At 67.9% G+C, this 23705-nt stretch carries 25 protein-coding genes and 1 pseudogene; 16 read left to right on the top strand and 10 right to left on the bottom strand.

Features of this window, described 5'->3' with window-relative positions:
- The first annotated feature begins 29 nt into the window (after nt 1-29).
- A pseudogene (locus tag HGB39_RS11730) lies at nt 30-843 on the top strand (HAD family hydrolase).
- Nucleotides 844-894: 51 nt separating this feature from the next.
- Here HGB39_RS11730 and HGB39_RS11725 read toward each other — a convergent pair.
- Genes HGB39_RS11725 through fadD3 form a run of 5 tightly spaced genes read right to left on the bottom strand, consistent with a single transcriptional unit; the run spans nt 895 to nt 6483 of the window.
- Nucleotides 895-1944, bottom strand: a complete 1050-nt coding sequence (locus tag HGB39_RS11725) for an acyl-CoA dehydrogenase family protein (protein WP_064080032.1) — start codon at nt 1942-1944, stop codon at nt 895-897.
- A complete protein-coding gene (locus HGB39_RS11720) occupies nt 1941-2909 on the bottom strand; it encodes an acyl-CoA dehydrogenase family protein (protein ID WP_005572145.1) in 969 nt (322 codons plus the stop codon). Before HGB39_RS11720 ends, HGB39_RS11725 begins: the two co-directional genes overlap by 4 nt.
- The gene (locus tag HGB39_RS11715; protein ID WP_005572147.1) at nt 2906-4066 is read right to left on the bottom strand and encodes an acyl-CoA dehydrogenase family protein; all 1161 of its coding nucleotides are present in this window, start codon (nt 4064-4066) and stop codon (nt 2906-2908) included. The genes HGB39_RS11720 and HGB39_RS11715 overlap by 4 nt, the downstream gene beginning before the upstream one ends.
- Nucleotides 4067-4939, bottom strand: a complete 873-nt coding sequence (locus tag HGB39_RS11710) for an enoyl-CoA hydratase (protein ID WP_005254492.1) — start codon at nt 4937-4939, stop codon at nt 4067-4069.
- On the bottom strand, nt 4936-6483 hold the full coding sequence (gene fadD3 / locus HGB39_RS11705) for a 3-[(3aS,4S,7aS)-7a-methyl-1,5-dioxo-octahydro-1H-inden-4-yl]propanoyl:CoA ligase (RefSeq protein ID WP_005572149.1): 1548 nt from the start codon (nt 6481-6483) through the stop codon (nt 4936-4938). Before fadD3 ends, HGB39_RS11710 begins: the two co-directional genes overlap by 4 nt.
- A 48-nt stretch (nt 6484-6531) precedes the next feature.
- On the opposite strand from fadD3, the gene HGB39_RS11700 reads away from it, so the two are divergent.
- From HGB39_RS11700 to HGB39_RS11685, 4 genes are all read left to right on the top strand, one after another.
- Nucleotides 6532-7752 (top strand): acyl-CoA dehydrogenase family protein, encoded by a 1221-nt coding sequence (locus HGB39_RS11700; RefSeq protein WP_064080033.1) that lies wholly within the window; start codon nt 6532-6534, stop codon nt 7750-7752.
- Nucleotides 7749-8549, top strand: coding sequence for an SDR family oxidoreductase (locus HGB39_RS11695; RefSeq protein ID WP_005569818.1), 801 nt, complete (start codon nt 7749-7751; stop codon nt 8547-8549). The genes HGB39_RS11700 and HGB39_RS11695 overlap by 4 nt, the downstream gene beginning before the upstream one ends.
- Nucleotides 8550-8648: 99 nt before the next feature.
- Nucleotides 8649-9263, top strand: a complete 615-nt coding sequence (locus HGB39_RS11690) for a TetR/AcrR family transcriptional regulator (RefSeq protein WP_005569817.1) — start codon at nt 8649-8651, stop codon at nt 9261-9263.
- Nucleotides 9264-9276: 13 nt separating this feature from the next.
- Nucleotides 9277-10425, top strand: a complete 1149-nt coding sequence (locus tag HGB39_RS11685; protein ID WP_005569816.1) for an acetyl-CoA C-acetyltransferase — start codon at nt 9277-9279, stop codon at nt 10423-10425.
- Nucleotides 10426-10464: 39 nt separating this feature from the next.
- Here the strand turns inward: HGB39_RS11685 and HGB39_RS11680 are convergent, their stop codons facing one another.
- Nucleotides 10465-11727 (bottom strand): ATP-binding protein, encoded by a 1263-nt coding sequence (locus tag HGB39_RS11680; RefSeq protein WP_005254498.1) that lies wholly within the window; start codon nt 11725-11727, stop codon nt 10465-10467.
- A 140-nt stretch (nt 11728-11867) separates the two neighbouring features.
- Between HGB39_RS11680 and hypA the strand changes: the two genes are divergently transcribed.
- The 11 genes from hypA to HGB39_RS11630 all read left to right on the top strand — a co-directional run bounded on the left by hypA (nt 11868) and on the right by HGB39_RS11630 (nt 20700).
- Complete coding sequence (hypA, locus tag HGB39_RS11675; RefSeq protein ID WP_005244680.1) at nt 11868-12197, top strand: hydrogenase maturation nickel metallochaperone HypA; 330 nt, start codon at nt 11868-11870, stop codon at nt 12195-12197.
- Between the two features lie 5 nt (nt 12198-12202).
- A complete protein-coding gene (gene hypB / locus HGB39_RS11670; RefSeq protein WP_005569815.1) occupies nt 12203-13030 on the top strand; it encodes a hydrogenase nickel incorporation protein HypB in 828 nt (275 codons plus the stop codon).
- Nucleotides 13031-13190: 160 nt separating this feature from the next.
- Nucleotides 13191-14246 carry an NADH-quinone oxidoreductase subunit B family protein gene (locus HGB39_RS11665; protein WP_005258614.1) on the top strand — a complete coding sequence of 352 codons (1056 nt, stop codon included), beginning with the start codon at nt 13191-13193 and terminating at the stop codon, nt 14244-14246.
- Between the two features lie 57 nt (nt 14247-14303).
- Complete coding sequence (locus HGB39_RS11660; protein WP_005258616.1) at nt 14304-16097, top strand: nickel-dependent hydrogenase large subunit; 1794 nt, start codon at nt 14304-14306, stop codon at nt 16095-16097.
- A 10-nt stretch (nt 16098-16107) separates the two neighbouring features.
- Nucleotides 16108-17064 (top strand): NifU-related iron-sulfur-binding protein, encoded by a 957-nt coding sequence (locus HGB39_RS11655; RefSeq protein ID WP_052024027.1) that lies wholly within the window; start codon nt 16108-16110, stop codon nt 17062-17064.
- On the top strand, nt 17064-17708 hold the full coding sequence (locus tag HGB39_RS11650) for a DUF5947 family protein (RefSeq protein ID WP_005258619.1): 645 nt from the start codon (nt 17064-17066) through the stop codon (nt 17706-17708). The genes HGB39_RS11655 and HGB39_RS11650 overlap by 1 nt, the downstream gene beginning before the upstream one ends.
- The gene (locus tag HGB39_RS11645; RefSeq protein WP_005258626.1) at nt 17705-18352 is read left to right on the top strand and encodes a DUF6084 family protein; all 648 of its coding nucleotides are present in this window, start codon (nt 17705-17707) and stop codon (nt 18350-18352) included. Before HGB39_RS11650 ends, HGB39_RS11645 begins: the two co-directional genes overlap by 4 nt.
- On the top strand, nt 18349-19806 hold the full coding sequence (locus HGB39_RS11640; protein WP_005569811.1) for a hypothetical protein: 1458 nt from the start codon (nt 18349-18351) through the stop codon (nt 19804-19806). The genes HGB39_RS11645 and HGB39_RS11640 overlap by 4 nt, the downstream gene beginning before the upstream one ends.
- Complete coding sequence (locus HGB39_RS40195) at nt 19803-19922, top strand: DUF6893 family small protein (protein WP_009477683.1); 120 nt, start codon at nt 19803-19805, stop codon at nt 19920-19922. The genes HGB39_RS11640 and HGB39_RS40195 overlap by 4 nt, the downstream gene beginning before the upstream one ends.
- A 7-nt stretch (nt 19923-19929) precedes the next feature.
- On the top strand, nt 19930-20442 hold the full coding sequence (locus HGB39_RS11635; RefSeq protein ID WP_005569809.1) for a hydrogenase maturation protease: 513 nt from the start codon (nt 19930-19932) through the stop codon (nt 20440-20442).
- Nucleotides 20443-20445: 3 nt separating this feature from the next.
- Nucleotides 20446-20700 (top strand): HypC/HybG/HupF family hydrogenase formation chaperone, encoded by a 255-nt coding sequence (locus HGB39_RS11630; RefSeq protein WP_005569807.1) that lies wholly within the window; start codon nt 20446-20448, stop codon nt 20698-20700.
- Between the two features lie 9 nt (nt 20701-20709).
- On the opposite strand, the gene HGB39_RS11625 is transcribed toward HGB39_RS11630, so the two are convergent.
- Genes HGB39_RS11625 through HGB39_RS11610 form a run of 4 tightly spaced genes read right to left on the bottom strand, consistent with a single transcriptional unit; the run spans nt 20710 to nt 23696 of the window.
- Nucleotides 20710-21501, bottom strand: a complete 792-nt coding sequence (locus HGB39_RS11625; protein ID WP_005569805.1) for a hypothetical protein — start codon at nt 21499-21501, stop codon at nt 20710-20712.
- 26 nt (nt 21502-21527) lie between these two features.
- Complete coding sequence (locus HGB39_RS11620; RefSeq protein ID WP_005569803.1) at nt 21528-22166, bottom strand: hypothetical protein; 639 nt, start codon at nt 22164-22166, stop codon at nt 21528-21530.
- Nucleotides 22166-22903 (bottom strand): SDR family NAD(P)-dependent oxidoreductase, encoded by a 738-nt coding sequence (locus HGB39_RS11615; protein WP_005569801.1) that lies wholly within the window; start codon nt 22901-22903, stop codon nt 22166-22168. Before HGB39_RS11615 ends, HGB39_RS11620 begins: the two co-directional genes overlap by 1 nt.
- 10 nt (nt 22904-22913) lie before the next feature.
- The gene (locus tag HGB39_RS11610; protein WP_005569800.1) at nt 22914-23696 is read right to left on the bottom strand and encodes an SDR family NAD(P)-dependent oxidoreductase; all 783 of its coding nucleotides are present in this window, start codon (nt 23694-23696) and stop codon (nt 22914-22916) included.
- Nucleotides 23697-23705: the final 9 nt, after the last annotated feature.

Raw genomic sequence — 23705 nt, 5'->3', positions numbered from 1 at the left:
GTACATGCGCCGCCTGGCATCATGCGGAGGTGACGCAAATTCGGCTGTTGGCGACGGACCTCGACGGCACCCTGCTGCGGTCGGACCGCACGATCTCCCCGCGCACCGCGCAGGCCATGGAAGATGCGCGACTGTCGGGGGTCGAGGTGGTGTGGGCAACGGCCCGCGCCCGGCATTCGGTGCACGAGCTGGCGCAGTCGTGCGGATTCCGCGGCAAGGCGATCTGCGCGAACGGGGCGGTGGTCCTCGATCTGGCCGACGGAACCCCGGTGATCACGGCGACGACGACCATCGCGATGGCGTCGGCCGCGGCGGCGATGGACCGGGTGCGGACGTTGATGCCCGGTGTCGTGTTCGCGAACATCGGCCCGACGCGCTTCGTCGCCGAACCGGCGTACGCGGCGTTGTGCGAGTTCGCCGACCACCACCGGCACCCCGCACGAGATGACTTTGTCGGAACTGCTGCCCGACATCGACGAGCCGATGGTGAAGATCGTTGCCCGGCACCCGGAGGTGCCCAGCGCGGAGCTGTACCGGGCGGCGGTGGCGGCCGGGGTCGACGGCGTCGAGCTGACGCACTCCGGCGCGCCGTACGTCGAGATGGCGGCGTCGGGCGTGTCCAAGGCGAGTGCGCTCGCCGAGCTCTGCGCGGTCGACGGGATCTCGACGGAGGAGGTCGCCGTGGCCGGGGACGCCATCAACGACGTCCCGATGCTGACGTGGGCAGGAACGGCTCTCTGCCCGTCCAACGCGCTGCCGGAAGTCCTCGCCCTCGCCGACCACGTCCTGCCCAGCAACGACGAAGACGGGGTCGCCAGCTACCTGGAGGGGCTGCGCCCGTGAGCGGTTAACGAGTGCAGAGACTCGTTAACCACGCACGGGCGGCGGAGCCGCCTACAGTCCGGCGGCGGTGGCGAGCTCGGGCAGGTACTCCCGCGGCTGCCCGAACAGCTGTGCACTCCCGTGCGCACGTTTGAAGTACAGCTGCGCGTCGTGTTCCCACGTGATCGCGATGCCACCGTGCAGCTGGATGGCCTCCGCCGCGACGTGCTGCAGCGCCTCCGAGCAGTACACCTTCGCGATGACGGCGTCCTCGCGCGTCCCCGACAGCGCCGCGGCGTACGACATGGACCGGGCCGTCTCGACGAGGGCGTACATGTCGGCCATGCGGTGCTTGAGCGCTTGGAACGACCCGATCGCCCGGCCGAACTGCTTGCGCGACTTCGCGTACTCGACCGTCTGCTCCAGCGCCGCGGACGCCGCGCCCACCTGTTCCGCCGACAACGCGACGAGTGCGACCGTGCGCAACTGGTCGACGAGGTCGGTGGGGGAGACGAGCCTACGCGCCGCGACCCCGTCGAAGATCACCTCCGACAGCGGACGCGTCGGATCCATCGCCGGGACGCGACGACGCGTCACGCCGTCCGCCGCCGGGTCGACCTCGAACAGGCCTTCGGACGTGAGAACCAGCAGCACGTCCGCGACGTCACCGCCGAGCACGTACGACGCCGTCCCCGACAGCGCCTCGCCCGACGAAGTGACCCCGAAACCGGACCAGCCGTCCGCACCCGCCCAGCACAGGGCGGCCACCGAACCCGCCGCGATGCCGGGCAACAGTCGGGCGCACGCGTCGTCGTCCCCCGACAGCACCAGCGCCTGCGCGGCCAGCACGGCGCTGCCCAGCATCGGCGACGGCGTCAGCGTGCGGCCCAGTTCTTCCTGCACCACATGGACTTCCAGTAGCGACGCCCCGACGCCGTCGTACTTCTCCGGAACGGCGAGGGCGGCGACGCCGATCTGCTCGCACAACGTGGACCACAGGGCGTCGTCGTAACCGTGGTCGGTGGTGATCGCCCGGCGGACGGCGGCGGAGTCGGAGTGCTTACCCAGCAGATCCCGGACCGACGACCGGAGCGCCGCCCGCTCCTCGTTGTCGAAACTCATGACGCCTCCACAAGCGAGTCGACGACGCGGCCACGGTGAAACGCCGGCGTGCCCCAGGCCGTGACCAGTGCCCGGACCTTGGTGAGCCACAGCGACAGGTCGTGTTCCTGCGTGTAGCCGATGGCGCCGTGCACCTGCAGCGCCACCCGCGCCGCCCGGTACGCGGCATCCCCGCACGCCACCCTCGCCGCCGAGACGTCCCGGGAACTGTCGACGGACCCGTCCCGCACGGACAGCGCCGCACCGTGCAGCAGCGGCCTCGACATCTCCAGCCCGACCGCGACCTCGGCCAGGTGATGTTTGACGGCCTGGAACTGTCCGATCACCTTGCCGAACTGCTTGCGCTGCTTGGCGTAGTCGGTGGTGACGTCGAGCAGGGTCTGCCCGAGTCCCTGCAACTGGGCCGCGGTGGCCAACGCCCCGAGGTCGAACGCGGGCCCGAAGTCGACGTCGCCGAGGGCGACCCCGGCGGTGAGGGGGAACAGCCTTCGCGACTGATCCACCGAGTTCTGCACCACCCCGGCCTGTCCGAGGCTCACCGTCGCACCATCGACGAGCAGGACCAGATCGGCTGAGTCCGCATCCACGGCGAACGGCACGTGCGGCGCGGCCGCGACTGTGGCGAGCGAACCGGAAGCCAACGCCGCCAACCGGTCCGGGGCCACCTGCGCGAGCAGCACCGGCACGACCGCGACGGTTTCGGCCACGGGGCCGGGAACGGCATGGTGTCCGAGTTGTTCCAGGGCCACGACGAGGTCGACGGCGTCGGCTCCCAGGCCGTCGTGCTCGTCCGCGATGAGCAGTCCGTTGACGCCGGTCTCGGCGAGTCGCTGCCACACCTTCAGACCCGGACCCGTGTCGCCGGTGTTCCACGACCGGATCACCGCCGGCATGTCCGCCTTCGACAGCAGGGCGTCGATGCTGGACGCGAAGTCCTGATGGGAGGAGTCGAGTGTGAATCTCATCGATCCGCCTTCGGTAGGCCGAGCAGCCGCTCGGCGATCACGTTCTTCTGAATCTCGTTGGTGCCGGCATAGATCGGACCGGACAGGGAGAACAGGTAGCCGTCCATCCAGTTGTCCGCGAGCTCCGCCGAGGCGCCCTGCAGTTCGAGTGCGGTCTCGTGGGTGGCGATGTCCCACTCCGACCAGAACACCTTGTTGATGGACGATTCGGCGCCCAGTTGCCCGCCGTCGGCGAGCCGGGTGACGGTGCCGAACGTATTCAGCTGGTAGGCGCGGGCACCGATCCAGGCGTCGGCGACCTTGTTTCGCAGGGCCGTGTCGTCGGTGCGTCCGCTGTCCCGGAACAGTTCGACGAGCCGGTCGACGGTCGCGAGGAAACGGCCCGGGCTGCGCAGTGACAGTCCGCGTTCGTTGGACGCGGTGCTCATCGCGACGCGCCAGCCTTCGTTCACGCCGCCGATCACTCCGGACTCGCCGGGGTTCGCGGGGTCGTCCGGGACGAAGACGTCCTCGAGAAAGATCTCCGCGAAACCGGGCTCGCCGTCCAGCTGATCGATCGGGCGCACGGTCACACCCTTCGAGCGCAGGTCGAACATGAAGTACGTGATGCCCTTGTGTCGCTGGGCGTCCGGATCGGACCGGAACAGCCCGAAACCCCAGTCCGCGAAGCTCGCCCGCGAACTCCACGTCTTCTGCCCGTTCAGCACCCAGCCGCCGTCGACGCGCCGGGCGGTGGAACGGAGCGACGCGAGGTCGCTACCCGACTCCGGCTCCGACCAGGCCTGCGCCCAGATGTCGTCGGCGCGGGCCATCCGCGGCATGATGCGGGCCAACTGCTCGGCGTTCGCATGCGCGAACAGTGTCGGAGCGAGCAGGAAGATGCCGTTCTGGCTGACGCGTCCGGGCGCACCCGAGCGGTAGTACTCCTCCTCGAACACCACCCATTCCAGCAGCGACGCGTCGCGTCCGCCCAGTTCCTCCGGCCACGACACCACCGACAGCCGGGCGTCGGCGAGAGTGCGTTCCCACTCGCGGTGCGCTTCGAAACCCTCCGCGGTATCCATCGACGGCAGCGGCTCGGCGGGAACGTTGTCGCGCAGGAAGGTCCGCACCTCCTCGCGGAATGCGACGGTGGCGGCGTCGAACTCGAGATCCACCTACTTCGCCCCTTCGTTCGAGTTGCGCGCACTGGCCGCCATCGACTTGGCGTCCATGCCGCCGAGCGGATCGGTGTCGATCTCGGCGTTGTGCGCGTGCGCGAAGTGGTGGAGACCGAAGACGGAGTCCATGCCGTTCCGCATGCCCATCTGGTCCTCGCACTGGTTGACGGCCTTCTTGGTGAGCGCGAGACCGAACCGGGGCATGGCGGCGATGCGTCCGGCGATGGCGAGGGTCTCCTGCTCCAGGTCCTCGCGCGGCACGACGCGGTTGACCATGCCCACCTCGTAGGCGCGCTGCGCGGTGAACCGGTCGCCGGTGAAGAGGATTTCCTTCGCGAACCGCGGTCCGAGCATCCACGGGTGCGCGAAGTACTCGACCCCCGGAATGCCCATACGTACGACCGGATCGGAGAAGAAAGCGTCGTCGGACGCCACGATGAGGTCGCACACCCACGCCAGCATCAGACCGCCGGCGATGCAGGCGCCCTGGATCATCGCGATGGTCGGCTTCGGGATCTCGCGCCAGCGACGGCACATCCCGAGATAGACCTCCATCTCGCGCGCGAACCGCTGGTCGCCGCCCGGCTTGTCGACGTGGTCCCACCACATCACGGCCTTGTTGTCGTAGTGCACGTGATGGTCCCGGCCCGGGGTGCCGATGTCGTGCCCGGCGCTGAAGTGCTTTCCGTTGCCGGCGAGGACGATCACCTTCACGTCGTCGTCCTCGACGGCCCGCTCGAACGCGGCGTCGAGGGCGTACGTCATCACCGAGTTCTGGGCGTTGCGGTAGTCGGGGCGGTTGAGCGTCACGAATGCGACACCGTCACGCACCTCGTAGGTGACGACGTCACCCTCGTCCGGAACCGTCATTTCTTCTCCTCACGCAGAACGTTTTTCATGACCTTCCCGGAGGGGTTCCGGGGGAGGGACTCCACGAAGCGCACCGACCGGGGCACCTTGAAGTTGGCGAGTCGCTCCTTGCAGAACGCGACCACGTCGTCCTCGGCGAGCGTCGAGCCCGGCTTGGCGACCACGTAGGCCCGCCCGACCTCGCCCATCCGCTGGTCGGGAACGCCGATGACGGCAGACTCCGCGATGCCGTCGAGTCGGGCAAGAGCGTTCTCCACCTCAGCGGGATATACGTTGAAACCGCCGGAGATGTACATGTCCTTGAGGCGGTCGGTGATGTCGACGTAACCGCGGTCGTCCAGGGTCCCGACGTCGCCGGTGTGCAGCCAGCCGTCCGCATCGATGGTTTTGGCGGTCGATTCGGGGTCGTCGAGGTAGCCGAGCATCACGTTCTCGCCGCGCACCAGGATCTCGCCCTGGTCGCCGATCCGGACCTCCATCCCGGGGATGGCGCGACCCGACGTGGTCGACACGGTCACCGGGTCGTCGTCGGTCCGGCACATCGTGACCACCACCGCCTCCGTCTGACCGTAGGCGGTGAGGACGGCGTCGAAGCTCAGTTCCGACTGCATCCGTTCCACCAGGGCGACCGGAACCGCGGCCGCGCCCGTGATCGCGACCCGCAGGCTGGACAGGTCGTACTTCGGGCGGTCCGGGTGGTCGAGGATCGATTGGAAGATCGTGGGGGCGCCGGGGAGCACGGTGATCTGCTCGTCGTGCACGGTCGCCATCACCTTCGGAACGTCGAACACCGCCATCGGCACCACCGTCGCCCCGTTCAGCAGGCACACCAGGAACCCCGCCTTGTACCCGAAGGTGTGGAAGAACGGGTTGATGATCAGGTAGTTGTCGTCGGAGGTCACCTCGGCGCACTCGCCCCACGCCTGCGCGATGCCCACCGACTGCCGGTGCGCACTCATCACGCCCTTGCTGCGGCCCGTCGTGCCCGACGTGAACATGACGTCGGAGACGTCGTCGGGGGAGACGGCGGCCGCGCGGGCGTCGGCCTCGGCGCGCGTGTCCTCGTCGGCGAGGGCGAGGAAGTCGTCGAAGTCGAAGACGCCGGGAACCTCGACGTCGCCGCCGTCGACCGGAACCCGGACGACGGTCGGCAGGTCGAGGGTGCTCGACTCGTCGCGCAGCGCCGCGTACCGGTCGGTGCCGAGGAATTTGCCCGCGACCACCAGTGCGGTGGTCTTGGTGCGCTCGAGAATGTCGAGGGCCTCGGTGGCCGTGTACCGGGTGTTGATCGGGACGAGAGTCGCGCCGGCGTAGTGGATGCCGAGCGCCGCGACCACCCAGTGATACGTGTTGGGCGACCACACCGCGACGTGATCGCCGGGGCGCACGTCCTGTGAGCTGAGTGCTGCGGCGAAATCGCGGACACGGTCGTGCAGTTGTGTGAAGGTCAGACGGACGTCGCCGTCCGCCACGGCTGTGAGCTCGCCGAATTCGCGTGCGGCCCGTTTCAGGGCGGACGGGGTGGTTGTCGGTTGTTCGGTCACTGGGCTCCCTACCTACCTAGCAAGTGCTTGGTAGGTTATCTTACAGACGTGGACCAGAGCGAGAGCCCGGACGGGCTGATCACCGACGACGACTTTGCGCAGACCGTCAGGACGTGGCTGAACGACAACCTCACCGGCGACTTCGCCCGGCTGAAAGGCAAGGGCGGCCCCGGCAGCGAGCACGAGTTCTTCGAGGAACGGCTCGCCTGGGACCGTCATCTCGCCGCGGCGGGATGGACCTGCCTCGGCTGGCCGACGGAGCACGGCGGGCGCGGAGCCACGCTGGCACAACAGGTGGTGTTCCATCAGGAGTATGCGAAGTCGGGGGCGCCGGCGCGGGTCAGCCACGTCGGCGAGGAACTGCTCGGGCCGACGCTCATCGCCTTCGGCACCGAGGACCAGAAGCGCCGGTTCCTTCCCGGGATCAACACCGTGACCGAACTGTGGGCGCAGGGCTACTCCGAGCCGGGCGCCGGTTCCGACCTCGCCAACGTCGCCACCACCGCGCGCCGCGACGGCGACAAGTGGGTGATCAACGGGCAGAAGGTCTGGACGTCCCTCGCGCACGTCGCCCAGTGGGCGTTCGTCCTCTGCCGCACCGAACCGGGATCCAAGCGGCACCAGGGCCTGAGCTTCCTGCTCGTCCCGCTCGACCAGCCCGGCGTCACGGTCCGGCCCATCCAGCAGTTGACCGGCACGTCCGAGTTCAACGAGGTGTTCTTCGACGACGCGGTCACCGACGCGGATCTGGTGGTCGGGGAGCCGGGGGACGGCTGGCGGGTCGCGATGGGTCTGCTCACCTTCGAGCGCGGCGTGTCCATGCTCGGGCAGCAGATCGGGTTCGCCCGCGAACTGCAGGGCGTCGTCGACCTCGCGAAGGCCAACGGTGCGGCGACCGACCCGAACATCCGCGAGAAGATCGCCCGCGCGTGGGTCGGGCTGCGGGTGATGCGGGCACACGCCCTGCGCACCCTGGAAGCGGTCGACGCCGGGACCTCCGGCGCGGAGGCGTCCGTCGCGAAGCTGTTGTGGGCCAACTGGCACCGCGATCTCGGTCAGCTGGCCATGGACGTGCAGGGCGCGGCGTCGCTGCTCGCCCCGGCCGATCCGTCGTCCGACGTCACGGACCCCGAACACCTGGAACTGGGCGAGTGGCAGCGACTGTTCCTGTTCACCCGCGCCGACACCATCTACGGCGGATCCAACGAGATCCAGCGCAACATCATCTCCGAGCGCGTGCTCGGACTTCCCCGAGAGGCCCGTTCATGACTACTACTCCGCTCGCCACCGCGCCCGTCGAGACTCCGGGCCACGACCTGTTGAAAGGCAAGAAGGTCGTCGTCACCGCCGCGGCGGGCACCGGCATCGGATTCGCGTCCGCGCGACGCGCCCTGCTCGAGGGCGCCGACGTGCTGGTGTCCGACTGGCACGAGCGTCGACTCCTCGAGACCAAGGAGAAACTGGCCGCCGAGTTCCCCGGTCAGGCGGTCGAAGCGCTGACGTGTGACGTGTCCAGCACGGAGCAGGTGGACGCTCTGATCTCCGGGGCCGCCGACGCGCTGGGCAGGATCGACGTCCTCGTCAACAACGCCGGACTCGGCGGCGAGACCCCGCTCGTCGACATGACGGACGAGGAGTGGGACCGCGTCCTCGACATCACGCTGAACGGAACGTTCCGGGCCACCCGCGCCGCGCTGCGCTACTTCAAGGAGGCCCCGCACAACGGCGTACTGGTCAACAACGCGTCCGTCCTCGGGTGGCGGGCGCAGCACTCGCAGGCGCACTACGCGGCCGCGAAGGCCGGCGTCATGGCCCTGACCCGGTGCAGTGCGATCGAGGCCGCCGAGTACGGCGTCCGGATCAACGCCGTCGCGCCGTCCATCGCACGGCACGCATTCCTCGCGAAGGTGACCAGCGAGGAACTCCTCGACAAGCTGGCGTCCGACGAGGCGTTCGGCCGCGCCGCCGAGGTGTGGGAAATCGCCGCCACCATCGCCATGCTCGCCAGCGACTACACCACCTACCTCACCGGTGAGGTCGTGTCGGTCTCGTCGCAGAGGGCGTAGCCGGCTCCGCCGCCTGTGCGTGGTTGACGAGTGTCTGGACTCCTTAACCGCGCACAGGGCCGAAGGCCCTAACAAGCGCTTGGTTGATAGGATGTGACGATGACGCCACCCCCCGCCGACGACACTTCCGGCAAGTCCGGACGCCGGACCGAACTCCTCGACATCGCGGCCACCCTGTTCGCCGAACGCGGCCTGCGGGCCACCACCGTGCGCGACATCGCCGACGCCGCGGGCATCCTGTCGGGCAGCCTGTACCACCACTTCGACTCGAAGGAGTCGATGGTCGACGAGATCCTACGGGGCTTCCTCGACGACCTGTTCGGCAAGTACCGCGAGATCGTCGCGTCCGGACTCGACAGTCGCGCCACCCTCGAAGCGCTGGTCACCACGTCCTACGAGGCGATCGACGCGTCGCATTCCGCGGTCGCGATCTACCAGGACGAGGTGAAGCACCTCGTCGCCAACGAGCGCTTCGCGTACCTGTCCGAACTGAACACCGAATTCCGCGAGCTGTGGATGGGTGTGCTCGAGGCGGGTGTGAAGGACGGCAGCTTCCGGTCCGACATCGACGTCGAGCTCGCCTTCCGATTCCTCCGCGACACCGCCTGGGTCGCCGTCCGCTGGTACCGGCCCGGCGGCTCGGTCACGGTCGACACCGTCGCCAAGCAATACCTCTCGATCGTCCTCGACGGACTTGCGAGTCCCCGTAACTGACTAGGAGTTTCACATGACCGAGGCCTACATCGTCGACGCCGTTCGCACACCGATCGGCAAGAAGAACGGCGGCCTGTCCGGCGTGCACCCGGCCGACCTGGGTGCGCACGTCATCAAGGCCCTCGTCGAGCGCACGGGCATTGACCCGGCCGGTGTCGACGACGTCGTCTTCGGTTGCGTCGACGCGATCGGCGGGCAGGCCGGCAACATCGCCCGCACCTCGTGGCTGGCCGCCGGCTACCCGGAAGAAGTCCCAGGGGTCACCGTCGACCGGCAGTGCGGGTCCAGTCAGCAGGCCGTGCACTTCGGTGCGCAGGCGATCCTGAGCGGCACCGCCGACCTGATCGTCGCCGGCGGGGTGCAGAACATGAGCCAGATCCCGATCGCCTCGGCGATGGTGGTCGGTCAGCAGTACGGATTCGACACCCCCTTCGGCGGATCGACGGGCTGGACGGAACGCTACGGCGACCAGGAAGTGTCGCAGTTCAACGGCGCCGAACTGATCGCGGACAAGTGGGACATCAGCCGCGACGAACTCGAGCGCTGGGCGCTGCAGAGCCACGAGCGGGCGCGGACGGCCATCGCCGAGGGTCGCTTCGACCGCGAGATCGTCCCGTTCGGTGACGTGACGACGGACGAGGGGCCCCGCGAGACCAGCCTCGAGAAGATGGCCGCCCTGAAGACCCTCACCGACGGGGGACGACTCACCGCCGCGGTCGCGAGCCAGATCTCCGACGGCGCGAGCGCGGTGCTGCTGGCCTCACCGGAAGCAGTCGAGAGGTACGGCCTGACCCCCCGGGCCCGCATCCACCACCTCAGCGCCCGCGGCGCCGACCCGATTTTCATGCTCAGCGCCCCGATCCCGGCCACGCGCTACGCTCTGGAGAAGACGGGTCTGAGCATCGACGACATCGACCTGGTCGAGATCAACGAGGCATTCGCACCGGTCGTCCTCGCGTGGATCAAGGAGATCGGGGCCGATCCGGCGAAGGTCAATGTCAACGGCGGCGCGATCGCCCTCGGCCACCCGCTCGGCGCGACCGGCACGAAGCTGATGGCCACACTCCTCAACGAACTCGAGCGCACCGGCGGCCGCTACGGTCTGCAGACCATCTGCGAGGGCGGCGGCACCGCCAACGCCACCATCATCGAACGCCTGTGAGTACTTGTTAACCGCGGGCGGTTAACAAGTACTCACAGGTCAGGTGCGGGCATGACCGGCGATGTCCTCCGTGAAGGCCCGCATCATCTCGGCGGTGAGGGTGGGACGCACCGTGCCGATCACGTCCAGATAGTCCTGGGTGCCGGCATGGCAGCGTCCACCCGAGTCGACGCTGCACTCGAACGTCGCCTGAGCAACGGTCCGTGCCGCGTGCGCGACATCGGCGGGCGTGTAGCCCTCGGTCGCGGCGACGAGTGCCGACACGTCGACCTGCTCGTTGCCGAGATAGCGCTCCCACAGGGCGTGTCTGGCCTCCGCGTCGGGTGCGCCGATCGGCAGCACGTAGTCGAAACGTCCGTGTCGAAGGAACGCATCATCCAGTGCTCGAACGGAATTGGTGGCGCACACAAGTAACCGCCCGCCGCGTTCACGAAAGTTGACGATCGACTTCAGCAGTTCGTTCACCACCCCGACGGACTGCGACCCGGGCCGGCGCCGCGCCGCCACCTCCTCCACCTCGTCGATGAAGACGACGACGTGCTCGAGTTCACCCATCGACGCGAACGCCTCCCCGAGGCCGGCGGCGAGACCGCTCTCGGCGGCCGCGAGCCGCGACGGGAACAGTTCGACGAACGGCCAGCCGAGCCGGCTGGCGATGGCACGCGCGAACGTCGTCTTCCCGGTTCCCGGCGGCCCGAACAGCACCACCGCGCGGGGTGCTGCCACCCCGTGGTCGGCGGCCAGCGCCGGCCGTGACAGTGGGAGCACGATCTTGCGTTCGATCAGCGATTTCTCCCGGGTCATGCCGGCGACCTGTTTCCACAGTCCGGCGGGCGGTACCGCACCGCCGAGCGTCGCCAGAAGCCCGGCCGTGCGGGGCGACACCGTTCCGAGCTTCTCGTAGTACGTGACTCCCGTGCGGGCCGTGAATCCGGAATTGGTCAGCGCCGTCGCACCGGTCTCCCCTTCGGGGAGGAGGGCGGTCACCCGTCGCACTCCTCTGGCGAGGAGCCGGTGCTCGAGCTGCGACAACAGGGCGCTGCCGAGCCCCTGCCCACGCCATTCGGGATCGAGGGAGATCCGCATGACCCAGGCGCGGTCCTCGTCGACGCGAGCGACCGCCGTCCCGATGATGTGCCCGTCCCTCGTCGCGACGACCGCGGGGTGACGGTTCAACAGACTCCCGACCACGTCCGAGAGCGCGAACAGGGGCAGTTGGTCCGTGGTGGTGGAACTGCTGTCCATGCGCACGACAGCCTCGAGATCCTCCGGTTCGAAGTCTCGGATGGTCCAGGCGTCCATGCGCCCTCCCTGTAGTGGATGGCGGATCCTCAGACTACGTCTGCCGTGAGTACTTATTAACCGCCCGCGGTTAATAAGTACTCACGGGCGGGAAGCGCTACGCTCGAATCCACAGGTGACGAGTCCTGAACGGGGCCGTGATGCACGAGTTGGCAATCACCCAGAGCGTCGTCGACGCCGTCTGCGAGACCGCCGCGGGACGGACGGTCCACAGTGTGCGCGTACAGGTGGGGGCGTTGACGGCCGTGGTCGCCGATTCGATGCAGTTCTGTTTCGAACTGGTCACCGAAGGGACCGTTGCGCACGGTGCCCGTCTCGACATCGACCACACCCCGGGCGGTGCGCACTGCCGTGAGTGCGGCGAGGATTTCGCGCTCACGGACCTGGTGTTGCTGTGCCCGTGCGGAAGTGCGGACGTGGAGGTCACGTCGGGTCGGGAACTACGAATCCTCTCGATGGAAGTGAGCTGACGCAAATGTGTGCCACCTGTGGATGCGGAGACGAGACCGGAACCAGGATCACGGTGCCCCACGAGCACCCGCACGACCACGATCATTCGCACGACCACGATCATTCGCACGACCACGAGCACCCGCACGACCATGAGCACCCGCACGACCACGAACACCCCCACACTCACGAACACCCCCACGAGCACGCGACCGAGACGGTGACCCTCGAACAGAAGGTGCTGGCGAAGAACGACCTCACGGCGGAGCGCAACCGGGGCTGGCTGGCCGGACGTGGGGTGCTCGCGCTGAACGTGATGAGTTCGCCGGGGTCGGGGAAGACGACGCTGCTCGAACGCACCATCGCCGACATCGGTGGGCAGCGGCGCGTCTCGGTGGTGGAGGGTGATCAGGAGACGATGCTCGATGCCAACCGAATCAAGGCGACGGGATGTGCTGTGGTGCAGGTGAACACGGGCGCCGGGTGCCATCTCGACGCCGAGATGATGCGGGACGCGCTGACCGCTCTCGACCCCGAGCCGAACTCGCTGCTGTTCATCGAGAACGTGGGGAACCTCGTCTGTCCGGCACTGTTCGATCTCGGTGAGAAGAGCAGGGTGGTGGTGATCTCGGTGACCGAGGGGACGGACAAGCCGCTCAAGTACCCGCACATGTTCGCGGCGGCGAACCTGGTGATCGTGAACAAGGCGGACCTGTTGCCGTACGTGGACTTCGACGTCGATCTCTGCACGAAATACGCCCGGTCCGTGAACCCCGACCTGCAGATGATCACGTTGTCGGCGACGACGGGCCAGGGCATTGCGCAGTGGTACGACTGGATTGCGAAGCAATGACGCTCCTACACGACCGGGTGGAGCCGCGCGGTGCGACGCGCCGAGGACCGTTGACATCCGCTCGGCGGCGGAGCTAAATAAATATCAGCGCCACACAGGTGGGCCGACGGTCGACTCCGGTGGCGACAGGAGTTGTGTTCACTCCGGAAAGCGACCTGATATGCCGACACAGGAAGCAATCAACGCCGAGGACACCCTGATTCACGTGCTGTGGATCAATGCGGGACTCAGTTGCGACGGCGATTCGGTGGCCTTGACGGCTGCGACGCAGCCCAGTGTCGAGGAGATTGCTCTGGGAGCCCTGCCGGGCCTGCCCAAAGTGGCCGTTCACTGGCCGCTGATCGACTTCGAGAACGGCCCCGAGGGCGGCGCCGACGACTTCCTGGAGTGGTTCTGGAAGGCGGATCGCGGCGAGCTCGAACCTTTCGTCCTGGTGGTGGAGGGTTCCATACCGAACGAGCAACTTCACGACGAGGGTTACTGGTGCGGTTTCGGCAACAATCCCGAGACCGGTCAGCCGGTGACGACGAGCGAATGGCTCGATCGTCTCGCTCCGAAGGCGACGGCGATCGTCGCGGCCGGGACGTGCGCCACGTACGGCGGTATTCACGCGATGGCGGGTAATCCGACCGGTGCGATGGGCGTTCCCGACTATCTCGGCTGGGATTGGAAGTCGAAGGCGGGCATCCCGATCGTCTGCGTTCCCGGCTGCCCGATCCAACCGGACAATCTGTCGGAGACGCTGACGTATCTCCTCTACATGGCCACCGAGCAGGCGCCCATGATCCCGCTCGACGACGCTTTGCGCCCGCAATGGCTGTTCGGTGCCACGGTGCACGAGGGCTGCGACCGCGCCGGCTACTACGAGCAGGGTGATTTCGCCACCGAGTACGGCTCGCCCAAGTGCATCGTGAAGCTGGGGTGCTGGGGCCCCGTCGTCAAGTGCAACGTCCCGAAGCGGGGCTGGATCAACGGTGTCGGTGGGTGCCCGAATGTGGGCGGTATCTGCATCGGGTGCACGATGCCTGGCTTCCCGGACAAGTTCATGCCGTTCATGGACGAACCCCCGGGCGGCAAGATCTCCGCCGCGGCGTCCGGACTGTACGGATCCGCCATTCGGAGTCTCCGCAAGATCACCAAGACCACCTTGGACAAAGAGCCGCACTGGCGCAGTCGCGGTACGAAACTGACCACGGGCGCCACACGCACCTGGTAGTCCCGCTCGGGGTCTCGGGCGGTAGTCCGCCGGCCTCGAACACTGAGAGGTACGTCGATGACAACGATCATTCCGGAACCTTCGCACAAGTCGGAATCCGACGGCCTGGTCGAGATGGCGTGGGATCCGATCACGCGCATCGTGGGCAGCCTGGGCATCTACACGAAGATCGACTTCAAGCAGAAGGAAGTCGTGGAGTGCCACAGCACCTCGTCGATCTTCCGCGGCTATTCGATCTTCATGAAGGGTAAGGACCCGCGCGACGCCCACTTCATCACGAGCCGCATCTGCGGTATCTGTGGTGACAACCACGCGACGTGTTCGTGTTACACCCAGAACATGGCCTACGGCGTGCAGCCGCCGCACATCGGCGAGTGGATCGTCAACCTCGGCGAGGCCGCAGAATACATGTTCGACCACAACATCTTTCAGGAGAACCTCGTCGGTGTGGACTTCTGCGAGAAGATGGTCTCCGAGACCAATCCCGGGGTGCTCGCGCAGGCCGAGAAGACCGAGGCGCCGCATGCCGGTGAGCACGGCTACAAGACCATCGCCGACATCATGCGTTCGCTCAACCCGTTCACCGGTGAGTTCTATCGGGAGGCGTTGCAGGTCAGCCGGTGGACGCGAGAGATGTTCTGCCTGATGGAAGGTCGGCACGTCCATCCGTCCACCCTGTATCCGGGTGGTGTGGGCACGGTCGCGACGATCCAGTTGATGACCGACTACACGACGCGTCTGATGCGCTACGTGGAGTTCATGAAGAAGGTCGTCCCCATGCACGACGACCTGTTCGACTTCTTCTACGAGGCCATGCCCGGCTACGAGAAGGTCGGCCTGCGCCGGACTCTCCTCGGCTGCTGGGGGTCCTTCCAGGATCCCGCGGTGTGCAACTTCTCCTACAAGGACATGGAGAAGTGGGGACGGGCCATGTTCGTGACGCCCGGCATCGTGGTGGACGGCAAACTGATCACGACGTCCCTCGTCGACATCAATCTGGGCATCCGAATCCTGCTGGGCAGTTCGTATTACGACGACTGGACCGACCAGGAGATGTTCGTGAAGAACGATCCGCTCGGGAATCCGGTCGACCGCAGGCATCCGTGGAACCAGCACACCAACCCGCACCCGCAGAAACGCGACATGGAGGACAAGTACAGCTGGGTGATGTCGCCGCGGTGGTTCGACGGCACCGATCACCTCGCGCTGGACACCGGCGGCGGGCCGCTGGCCCGGCTCTGGAGTACCGCCCTCGCCGGCCTCGTCGACATCGGGTACGTGCAGTCGACCGGTCACAGCGTGAAGATCAACCTGCCGAAGACCGCGCTGAAGGGCCCGGTCGAGTTCGAGTGGAAGATCCCGCAGTACGGCAGCAACACGATCGAGCGTGACCGGGCGCGGACCTACTTCCAGGCGTACGCGGCGGCGTGTGCGCTGCACTTCGCGGAGAAGGCGCTCGCCGAGATCCGGGCCGGGCACACGAAGACGTGGGAGAAGTTCGAGGTCCCCGACGAGGGAATCGGCTGCGGCTTCACGGAGGCGGTGCGCGGAGTCCTGTCGCACCACATGGTGATTCGCGACGGCAAGATCGCGAACTACCACCCGTATCCGCCGACGCCGTGGAACGCCAACCCCCGCGACAGCTTCGGTACGCCGGGGCCGTACGAGGATGCGGTGCAGGGTCAGCCGATCTTCGAGGAGAACGACCGGGAGCATTTCAAGGGCATCGACATCATGCGGACCGTCCGCAGTTTCGATCCCTGCCTGCCCTGCGGTGTGCACATGTATCTCGGTGAGGGAAAGACGCTGGAGAAGCTGCATTCTCCCACCCAGTCCGTGACCGGCGAGTGACGGGGTACGCATGGAGAGTGGCGGATCGGAGACGTGGGGGAGTGACGAAGTAGGAGACGACCCCGATCGGTGGCGGACAGCCGGCGAGAGGATCGACAGCCTGTTGGACGCGAGTTCGACAGGTGGCTCGGTGGCACGTGATCGCGCCGAGCAACTGGTCCGCGAGGTGGTCGAACTCTACGGCGCCGGGTTGCAGCGCGTCCTCGAGATCATCGGTGACCGCGACGACGACCTCGTCGAACGGCTGGCCGCCGACGAACTCGTCGCGAGCCTGCTGCTGGTGAACGGGCTCCATCCGCACGACGTCGAGACGAGGGTCGCCACCGCACTCGACAGTGTGCGCCCCTATCTGGGATCCCACGGCGGTGACGTCGAACTGCTCGGTGTGGTGAACGGTGTGGTGCGGCTTCGGCTGACCGGCAGTTGTCAGAGCTGCCCGTCCTCGGCGGTGACGTTGGAACTCGCCGTCAAGGACGCCGTGCTGGCGGCGGCACCGGAGACCGTGGACATCGAGGTGGTGGGTGCGACCCCCGCGGCCGGCTCCGGGCTGATCGCCGCGGAATCGCTGTTCTCCCATGTTCATCCGAACGGAACGGACGGGTCGAGTGGCACCGGGACGTGGATCTCGGTGCCCGAACTCGAGGACCTCGCGCCCGGGGAGGTGGCCGGGTTCGCCGTCGCCGGGCTCCCGATTCTGGTGTGCCGGATCGGGGAGCAGTTGTTCGCCTACCGCGACCGCTGCGCCGCCTGCACCAACTCGCTGGCCGGGGCCACGCTGCAACGAAGGGCGGGCGGGCAGGTGGGTGATGCGGTGCTGCGCTGTCCGTCGTGCCGGGCGCACTTCGACGCGCGCCGGGCAGGACTCCGTCTGGACGGTGACGCGGACGCCGAAACGCTGTCGCCGCTTCCGGTCCTCGTGCGTGACGGCGTCGTCTCCGTCGCGGTGCCCGCCGCGGAGGTGGCGTGATGAGCCCGTCGGGGAACGGACTGCGCATCCTGCAGCGCATCGCATCCGAGCGACCCAAACCGGTGGTCGGCGAACGGTGCGACATGTGCGCCGTGCCGATCGCCGACGCCCATCAGCACGTCGTGAACGTCCAGGACCGGCAACTGATGTGCGTGTGCCGCGGGTGCTACCTGCTGTTCACCGACGAGAGCGCTGAACTGCGTTTCCGGGCCGTCCCGGAACGCTACCTGTCGTTTCCCGACTTCGAACTCGCACCGGGTCGCTGGGACGAACTGGAGATCCCCGTCGGGCTCGCCTTCGTGTTCCGGAACTCGCTGCTGGCCAAGACCGTCGCGTTCTATCCCGGTCCGGCAGGTGCCACCGAATCGGAGCTGCCACTCGACGCCTGGGACGGCGTTCTCGCGGCCAACCCGGCGCTCGGCCGGCTGTCCGCCGACACGGAAGCGTTGCTGCTGCGGGTCCCCGAGCACGGCGGCGGCGACCCCGAGTGCTACCTCGTCCCCATCGACGCCTGCTATCAGCTGGTGGGCGAGTTGCGGCAGGTGTGGCGGGGGTTCGACGGTGGCCAGGATGCTCGCCGGGTCATCGACACGTTCTTCGAGACGGTGCGTGCGCGCAGTCGCGTCGCGAAGGAGCCGACGTGACCGAGTTGTCGTTCCACGTGGAGGACGTGTTTCCGGAACCGTTCGCGGTTGCGCCGAATCTCACTGCGCGAGTGGAGGTGACGGAGTCGAGCGGTGCCGCCGTGCACGCGATGGCCGTCCGGTGCCAGGTCCGCATCGACCCGCAACGCCGCCGCTACACGGACGGCGAGGCGGAGGGCCTCCTCGATCTGTTCGGGCCCCGCGAGCGGTGGACGGCCACGCTCAAACCCTTCCAGTGGATGCAGACCAGCACCGTGGCCCAGGGGTTCACCGGGTCGAGTGTGGTGGAGTTGCCGCTGCCGTGCACATATGACTTCGAGGTCACGGCCTCGAAGTATCTGCACGCCCTGGACGAGGCCGGGTCGACGGTGCCGCTGGTGTTCCTGTTCAGCGGAACGGTCTTCACCCGCGGGGTCGCAGGTTTCGGGGTGGAACGGATCCCGTGGGACCGCGAGTCGACCTACGACCTGCCGGTGGCGGTGTGGCGCGAACTGGTTCAGGCGCACTACCCGAATACGGGGTGGGTGCGCCTCGACCACGACACCCTCGCCGCGCTGGCGCGCTACAAGGCGGCGCACGGTCTGATCGGACTGGACGTCGCCATTTCGGACCTGCTGCAGGGAGCCGGGGAGGTGATCGCATGATCTCCCCGGCGTCCCTGCAGCGAGTGCGTGCCGTGGCCGACGCGGTCCTGTACGAGGGTTATCTGCTGTATCCGTATCGTGCGAGTTCGTCGAAGAACCAGTCGCGGTGGCAGTTCGGCGTCCTCGGACCGTCGGGTGCGGCGGAGTCGGGGGTCGGCGAGGAACCGCGGATGTCCTGTCAGACCCTGATGCGGGCCGGCACCGGAGCGGGGGTGAACGTCACGCTCCGATTCCTGCAACTCCAGGTGCGCAGCATCGAACGCGCGGTCGCTGACTCGGCGGAATTCGTTCCCGTCGACGAACTGACCGTCGCGGGTGCGAGCTGGCTCAGCTGGGACGAGGCGGTGGAGCGCGAATTCGATCTCGGCATCCTGCATCCCGCGGAGTGGCCGGGCGAACGCCGCCTCGACGTCCACATCGACGGCGGAACGGAGGTGGAGGAACTGCGGGGCGAGGACGGATCCCTCGCCGGCCGCGTGGTGCGCACCCGGTGGCCCGCACATGCGGTCGTGACGGTGGGAAGCGACAGCGTCGACGGGTTGAACCGGGTGCGGGTGTCGGTCGAGAACGTGACCACCGCGCCGGACGTCGCCGGCTGGGACACCGAACCGCGGGACGCGGGAGTCTGGGGCAAGGATTCGGCGATCCGGCAGTCGCTGATCGGCGCCCACCTGATCCTGGCGGCCGAGAACACCGAGTTCGTCTCACTCCTCGAACCCCCCGTGGAGGCGGAGCAACTCGCGGGCACCTGCGCGCACGAACGGTGCTACCCCGTGCTGGCCGGCTTGCCGGGGGAGACGGACCTCGTCCTGGTGTCGCCGATCATCCTGTACGACCACCCCGAGGTTGCCGAGCAGAGCGACGGGGCACTGTTCGACGCCACCGAGATCGACGAGATCCTCACACTCCGGGTCATGACCCTCACCGAGGAGGAGAAGCGGCAGGCCCGCGCCACCGACCCGCTCGCCGCCCAGATCATCGATCGGTGCGACCAGATGTCGCCGGCGACGCTCGCCCAGATGCACGGCATCCTCCGAGATCCGCACGTCCCGGACCCGCACCTCCCGGATCCGCGCCTCCCGGACCCGGGCCTCCCCGACATGGGTCTCGTCCCGGAATTGACCGACGACATGCCGTGGTGGGATCCGGACGCCGACACCGCCGTACGTCCCGACGTCGACGGCGTGGTCGTGAACGGCGTCCGGGTGGCGAAGGGCACCGTCGTGCGGATCCACCCGTCGCGGCGCGCCGACGCCCAGGACCTGTTCTTCGCGGGACAGTTGGCTCGCGTGGTGACCGTGCACGCCGACGTCGACGGTGGCACCCACGTCGGCGTCGTGCTGGTGGACGACCCTGCGTCGGAGTTGCACGAGTGGTACGGGCGGTATCTGTACTTCGCCCCGGACGAGGTGGAGCCGGTCTCGGCAGACACCGGAAAGGATGGACAGCCATGAAGATTCTCGGAGAGATGACCACCGCGGCTCTGGCGTTGGTCGTGGTCGCGGGCGTTGCGGTCGCCGTCATCGCGATTCCCGACATCAGACGATATCTGCGTATCCGGAAAATGTGAGTCGCACGTGACGGTGGGCAGGCGGGTTCTGGTTGCCGGTGTGGGCAACATCTTCTTCGGCGACGACGGTTTCGGTCCCGAGGTGCTGCGCGCGGTCGCGAGGAGGTCGCTGCCGCCGGGAGTCCGCGCTGTCGATTTCGGCATTCGCGGAACGCATCTGGCCTACGAGCTGCTGGACGGGTGGGGCGCTCTCCTGCTGGTGGACGCGGTGCCCGGCCGCGGTGAGCCCGGGGCGTTGAGGGCATTCGAGGTGGGTTCGGATACCGCCGCGGCGGCGCCGCTGGACGCGCACAGCATGGATCCGGGGGCGGTGTTCGCGAGTCTGCGCGCGCTCGGCGGAACCCTGCCGCGAACCGTGGTCCTCGGCTGCCAGGTGGAGAACACCGCCGAGGGAATCGGGCTCTCACCGCGGGTCCAGGCCGCCGTCGACCCGGCCGTCGACACGGTGTTCGAGATCGTGGATCAACTGTTGGAGTCCGAGTCCGCGGCAACGCTGCAACCGGACACGACGGAGGGCTGAATCATGTGTCTCGGTATTCCCGGTCAGGTGGTGCGCATGCTGGAGGGCTACGGCAACCAGCTCGCGCTCGTCGACGTCGTCGGCGAACAGCGCAAGGTGAACGTCGGCATGCTGCCCGAGGACGTCAGCCTGGAACCGGGCGACTGGATCGTCATCCACATGGGGTTCGCCATGGAGAAGGTGGACGAGGCGGGCGCCGAGAAGGCGATGGCCGGGCTGGAGATGATGGGGCGGTCGCGGACGGCCGACGAAGACTGACGGCGCAGATCACCGTATACCCGCCTCACGGACATCCGGTGGTCCGGCGACGAAGTCGCGCGCCCGGTTCCAGCGGGCGTGGTAGCGCTCGCCGAATCGCGACTGGGCGCGCGCCATCCGGCGCGGTTTGTTCGGGTAGCGGCGCATCGCCCACCACGAGTCGGGCTTGGCCAGGCGGATGGCGCCGATGATCGCCACCGGCTGGAACACGATCCCCACGATCCCCGTGACGAACTTGCCCTTGAGCAGGCAGATCACCGAGACGGCGAGGGAGATGGCCAGATAGCCGATCGACGACCACCACTCCGGGGTGCCGATCCGGCCGGTCACGAGTTCGGCGCCCCCGATCATCAGACCGGTGATCATGAGCGCGCAGAAGATCGCGTCCACCGACTTCCGGCCGGACGTGCTCCAGTACACGTCGTCGAGGTGCACCCACAGCGCGAACTCGTCGAACGTGAGCGCGAGGCCGACGCCGAAGAGGGCGGCGAAGACGTTGAGCGCGGTGCCCTCCGGGGTGGTGGCGATCAATGCCAGCCCGGCCAGCGTCATGAACAGGATCCCGAAAACCTGGTGATGCAGGTGCACACCGCCGACGGTGATGTCGTTGATCAGACCGCCCCCCGACTCCGCGCCGTCGTCCGTGGGCGCCGCTCCCGATCGCGCCCGGATACGGCGGGTGATGGTCCGGGTGACGACGAACGTGACCAGGACCGCGATGAACAGCCACATCACGGGATACAGGACCACTACCCGGCTGTCGCCTTCGGTGTCCACGACGATCTCGGAGAGAAGGGCCATCTCGACACTCCGTCAGGTGGGGGACATCATCCTCTCTCCGGGTATACACCCCGCTCGCGGACGGCGGACGAAGACTGGACGTTCCGCTCGACGGAGAATCCGAGCCCGTGCCCGTCCCAGGTCTGGAGGGTGACCACCGAGTCGGCCAGCGCGATGCGGGCATCCAGGCCGCGTCCGTCTCCGTGGCCGTGGGCCAGCATGCCGGACAGCACGATCGCGCCGCGGGTGGCGGAGTCGAATTCGAGGACCGCGGTGGATGTTCCCGTGCCGTCGTGCACCTCGGCGACTCGCACGTGGAAGCAGTGGGGCGCGGCGAGATGTTGCTCGACCTGCTGCCGGGCCAGGGCACGCGTGTCGGCGGTTACCGACAGGGGTGTCCGCCGGTCGGGGAGCGGCTCCGGCTCGTCGAACGACTCGGGCAGACGCACGCCTTCCCACGCGGGCTCGGGTTGCCCGCACGCCAGCAGGCCCGACCACAGTTCGGTCATCGTCGCCGCGACGATCGTCCGCCCGGTGGGCGAGGCCACGGTCCAGCCGCTAGGGGTGGAGCGGACCCGCGCCGCGGCCGACCCGACGAGCCTGGCCACCGCCTCCCGCTGAGTGTGTGTGCGGATGACCGGGCTCAGCCAGTCGCCCGCCTTCGCTCCCGGGCATCCGCCACACATCAGGGCATCACGTCCCCGCTATTCGGGCCGAGGGTCTGGCCCACGTACAGGTTCCCGCCGGGGTCGGACGCGAGGAGCACGGCGGTGGGTGCCACCTCCCGGGGTAGTCCGAATCGGCCCAGGGGCAGTTCCGCCCGCTTGGCGACCTTCCAGTCCTCGGTGATGCCGTCGACGAGCGGGGTCTCGATCGGACCCGGCGCGATGGCGTTGACCAGGACGTTGTGCCGCGACACTTCGAGTGCCAGCGATTTGGTGAGCGCGATCGCCCCGGCTTTCGCGGCCGCGTAGTGCGCGAGTCCCACCCCGCCCTTGATCCCGAGTTGCGACGCGATGTTGACGATGCGTCCCTCACCCGCGGCCACCATCGCCGGAACAGCAGCCCGGCACATCAGGAACATCCCGGTCAGGTCGATGTCGATCGTGCGGCGCCACATGTCGAGTGACATGTCGGCGAGCTCGGATTCCTCGAGGATCCCCGCGGAGTTGACGAGCACGTCCACGCGTCCGAGTGCTTCGACGGCGCCTGCGTAGGCCGCGCGCACCGACTCCTCGTTCGCGACGTCGACTCGGACGGCGGCCGCGGCCCCGAGTTCTTTCGCCGTCAGCTGCGCCGCCGCTTCGTCGACGTCGGCGATCACCACGTCTGCGCCCTCGGCGAGATACGCCTCGGCGATCGCGCGGCCGATACCGCTGGCTCCGCCCGCGACCAGCGCCCGTCTACCGTCCAGAACTCCCATGATCGTTCTCCTAGTCCTGCATCTTGGTGGTGAGGCCGCCGTCGACGACGATGGACTGCCCGGTGAGATAGCGTGAGTCGTCGCTGACGAGGAACCGGATGACGGTTGCGATCTCGGCGGCCGTCCCGACACGTCCCCACGGAATCTTCGCCCCGGCCGCCACCAGACCGTCGGGGCCGAGTGAATTGACCGGATCGGACGACTGCGGAGTCTCGATCAGTCCCGGAACGATGGCGTTGGAGCGGATCCCGCGCGGCGCGAGTTCGACGGCGAGGGCGCGGCTGAGTCCGAGCACGCCGGCCTTGGCGGCCGAGTAGTGCGCGTGCTCGCCCCACCCGTAGACGCCGCCCGCGATCGAGGAGATGGAGATCAGCGAGCCCGGCCCGTCGATGCGGGTGGCGGCGGCGCGCAGGGTCCGCATCACACCGGTGAGATCGACCTGCAGCATGTCGGACCAGGCGGCGTCGTCGAGTTCGGCGATCGCGTTCTTGCGTAGGACACCGGCGTTCGCGACGGCGAAGTCGAGCCGCCCCCATTCCGTCAGTGCCCGGTCGGTGAACGCCTCGACCTCGCTGGTGGACCGCACGTCGACGTCGTGGATCACGCCGTCGCCGCCGACGCTCTCGACGCGACGCAGCGTCTCTTTCGGGTCGTGGGGGTCGCCGGGGAAGGTGCCGATGACCACCCGGACACCCACCTCGGCCAACGCGACCGCGGTCTCGCGGCCGATGCCGCTGGCCGCGCCGGTGACGACGGCGACCCGGTCCTTCAGATTGTCGTACGGATTGTGCATGAAAGTTCC

Source organism: Rhodococcus opacus (genome assembly GCF_012396235.1).
In the GTDB taxonomy this organism is placed as follows: Bacteria; Actinomycetota; Actinomycetes; order Mycobacteriales; family Mycobacteriaceae; genus Rhodococcus_F; species Rhodococcus_F opacus.
This window is presented reverse-complemented; position numbering and strand designations above follow the sequence as displayed.

What these genes read in the sequence shown, in the direction of transcription:
- HGB39_RS11650 (WP_005258619.1), top strand. Translation starts at nt 17,064, where the DNA reads ATGAGCCCGTCGGGGAACGGACTGCGCATCCTGCAGCGCATCGCATCC.
- HGB39_RS11710 (WP_005254492.1), bottom strand. Translation starts at nt 4,939, where the DNA reads ATGACGGTTCCGGACGAGGGTGACGTCGTCACCTACGAGGTGCGTGAC.
- HGB39_RS11610 (WP_005569800.1), bottom strand. Translation starts at nt 23,696, where the DNA reads ATGCACAATCCGTACGACAATCTGAAGGACCGGGTCGCCGTCGTCACC.
- hypA (WP_005244680.1), top strand. Translation starts at nt 11,868, where the DNA reads ATGCACGAGTTGGCAATCACCCAGAGCGTCGTCGACGCCGTCTGCGAG.
- HGB39_RS11655 (WP_052024027.1), top strand. Translation starts at nt 16,108, where the DNA reads ATGGAGAGTGGCGGATCGGAGACGTGGGGGAGTGACGAAGTAGGAGAC.
- HGB39_RS11720 (WP_005572145.1), bottom strand. Translation starts at nt 2,909, where the DNA reads ATGAGATTCACACTCGACTCCTCCCATCAGGACTTCGCGTCCAGCATC.
- HGB39_RS11640 (WP_005569811.1), top strand. Translation starts at nt 18,349, where the DNA reads ATGATCTCCCCGGCGTCCCTGCAGCGAGTGCGTGCCGTGGCCGACGCG.
- HGB39_RS11625 (WP_005569805.1), bottom strand. Translation starts at nt 21,501, where the DNA reads ATGGCCCTTCTCTCCGAGATCGTCGTGGACACCGAAGGCGACAGCCGG.
- HGB39_RS11630 (WP_005569807.1), top strand. Translation starts at nt 20,446, where the DNA reads ATGTGTCTCGGTATTCCCGGTCAGGTGGTGCGCATGCTGGAGGGCTAC.
- HGB39_RS11690 (WP_005569817.1), top strand. Translation starts at nt 8,649, where the DNA reads ATGACGCCACCCCCCGCCGACGACACTTCCGGCAAGTCCGGACGCCGG.
- HGB39_RS11680 (WP_005254498.1), bottom strand. Translation starts at nt 11,727, where the DNA reads ATGGACGCCTGGACCATCCGAGACTTCGAACCGGAGGATCTCGAGGCT.
- HGB39_RS11685 (WP_005569816.1), top strand. Translation starts at nt 9,277, where the DNA reads ATGACCGAGGCCTACATCGTCGACGCCGTTCGCACACCGATCGGCAAG.
- HGB39_RS11695 (WP_005569818.1), top strand. Translation starts at nt 7,749, where the DNA reads ATGACTACTACTCCGCTCGCCACCGCGCCCGTCGAGACTCCGGGCCAC.
- HGB39_RS11660 (WP_005258616.1), top strand. Translation starts at nt 14,304, where the DNA reads ATGACAACGATCATTCCGGAACCTTCGCACAAGTCGGAATCCGACGGC.
- HGB39_RS11620 (WP_005569803.1), bottom strand. Translation starts at nt 22,166, where the DNA reads ATGTGTGGCGGATGCCCGGGAGCGAAGGCGGGCGACTGGCTGAGCCCG.
- HGB39_RS40195 (WP_009477683.1), top strand. Translation starts at nt 19,803, where the DNA reads ATGAAGATTCTCGGAGAGATGACCACCGCGGCTCTGGCGTTGGTCGTG.
- hypB (WP_005569815.1), top strand. Translation starts at nt 12,203, where the DNA reads ATGTGTGCCACCTGTGGATGCGGAGACGAGACCGGAACCAGGATCACG.
- HGB39_RS11615 (WP_005569801.1), bottom strand. Translation starts at nt 22,903, where the DNA reads ATGGGAGTTCTGGACGGTAGACGGGCGCTGGTCGCGGGCGGAGCCAGC.
- HGB39_RS11725 (WP_064080032.1), bottom strand. Translation starts at nt 1,944, where the DNA reads ATGAGTTTCGACAACGAGGAGCGGGCGGCGCTCCGGTCGTCGGTCCGG.
- HGB39_RS11665 (WP_005258614.1), top strand. Translation starts at nt 13,191, where the DNA reads ATGCCGACACAGGAAGCAATCAACGCCGAGGACACCCTGATTCACGTG.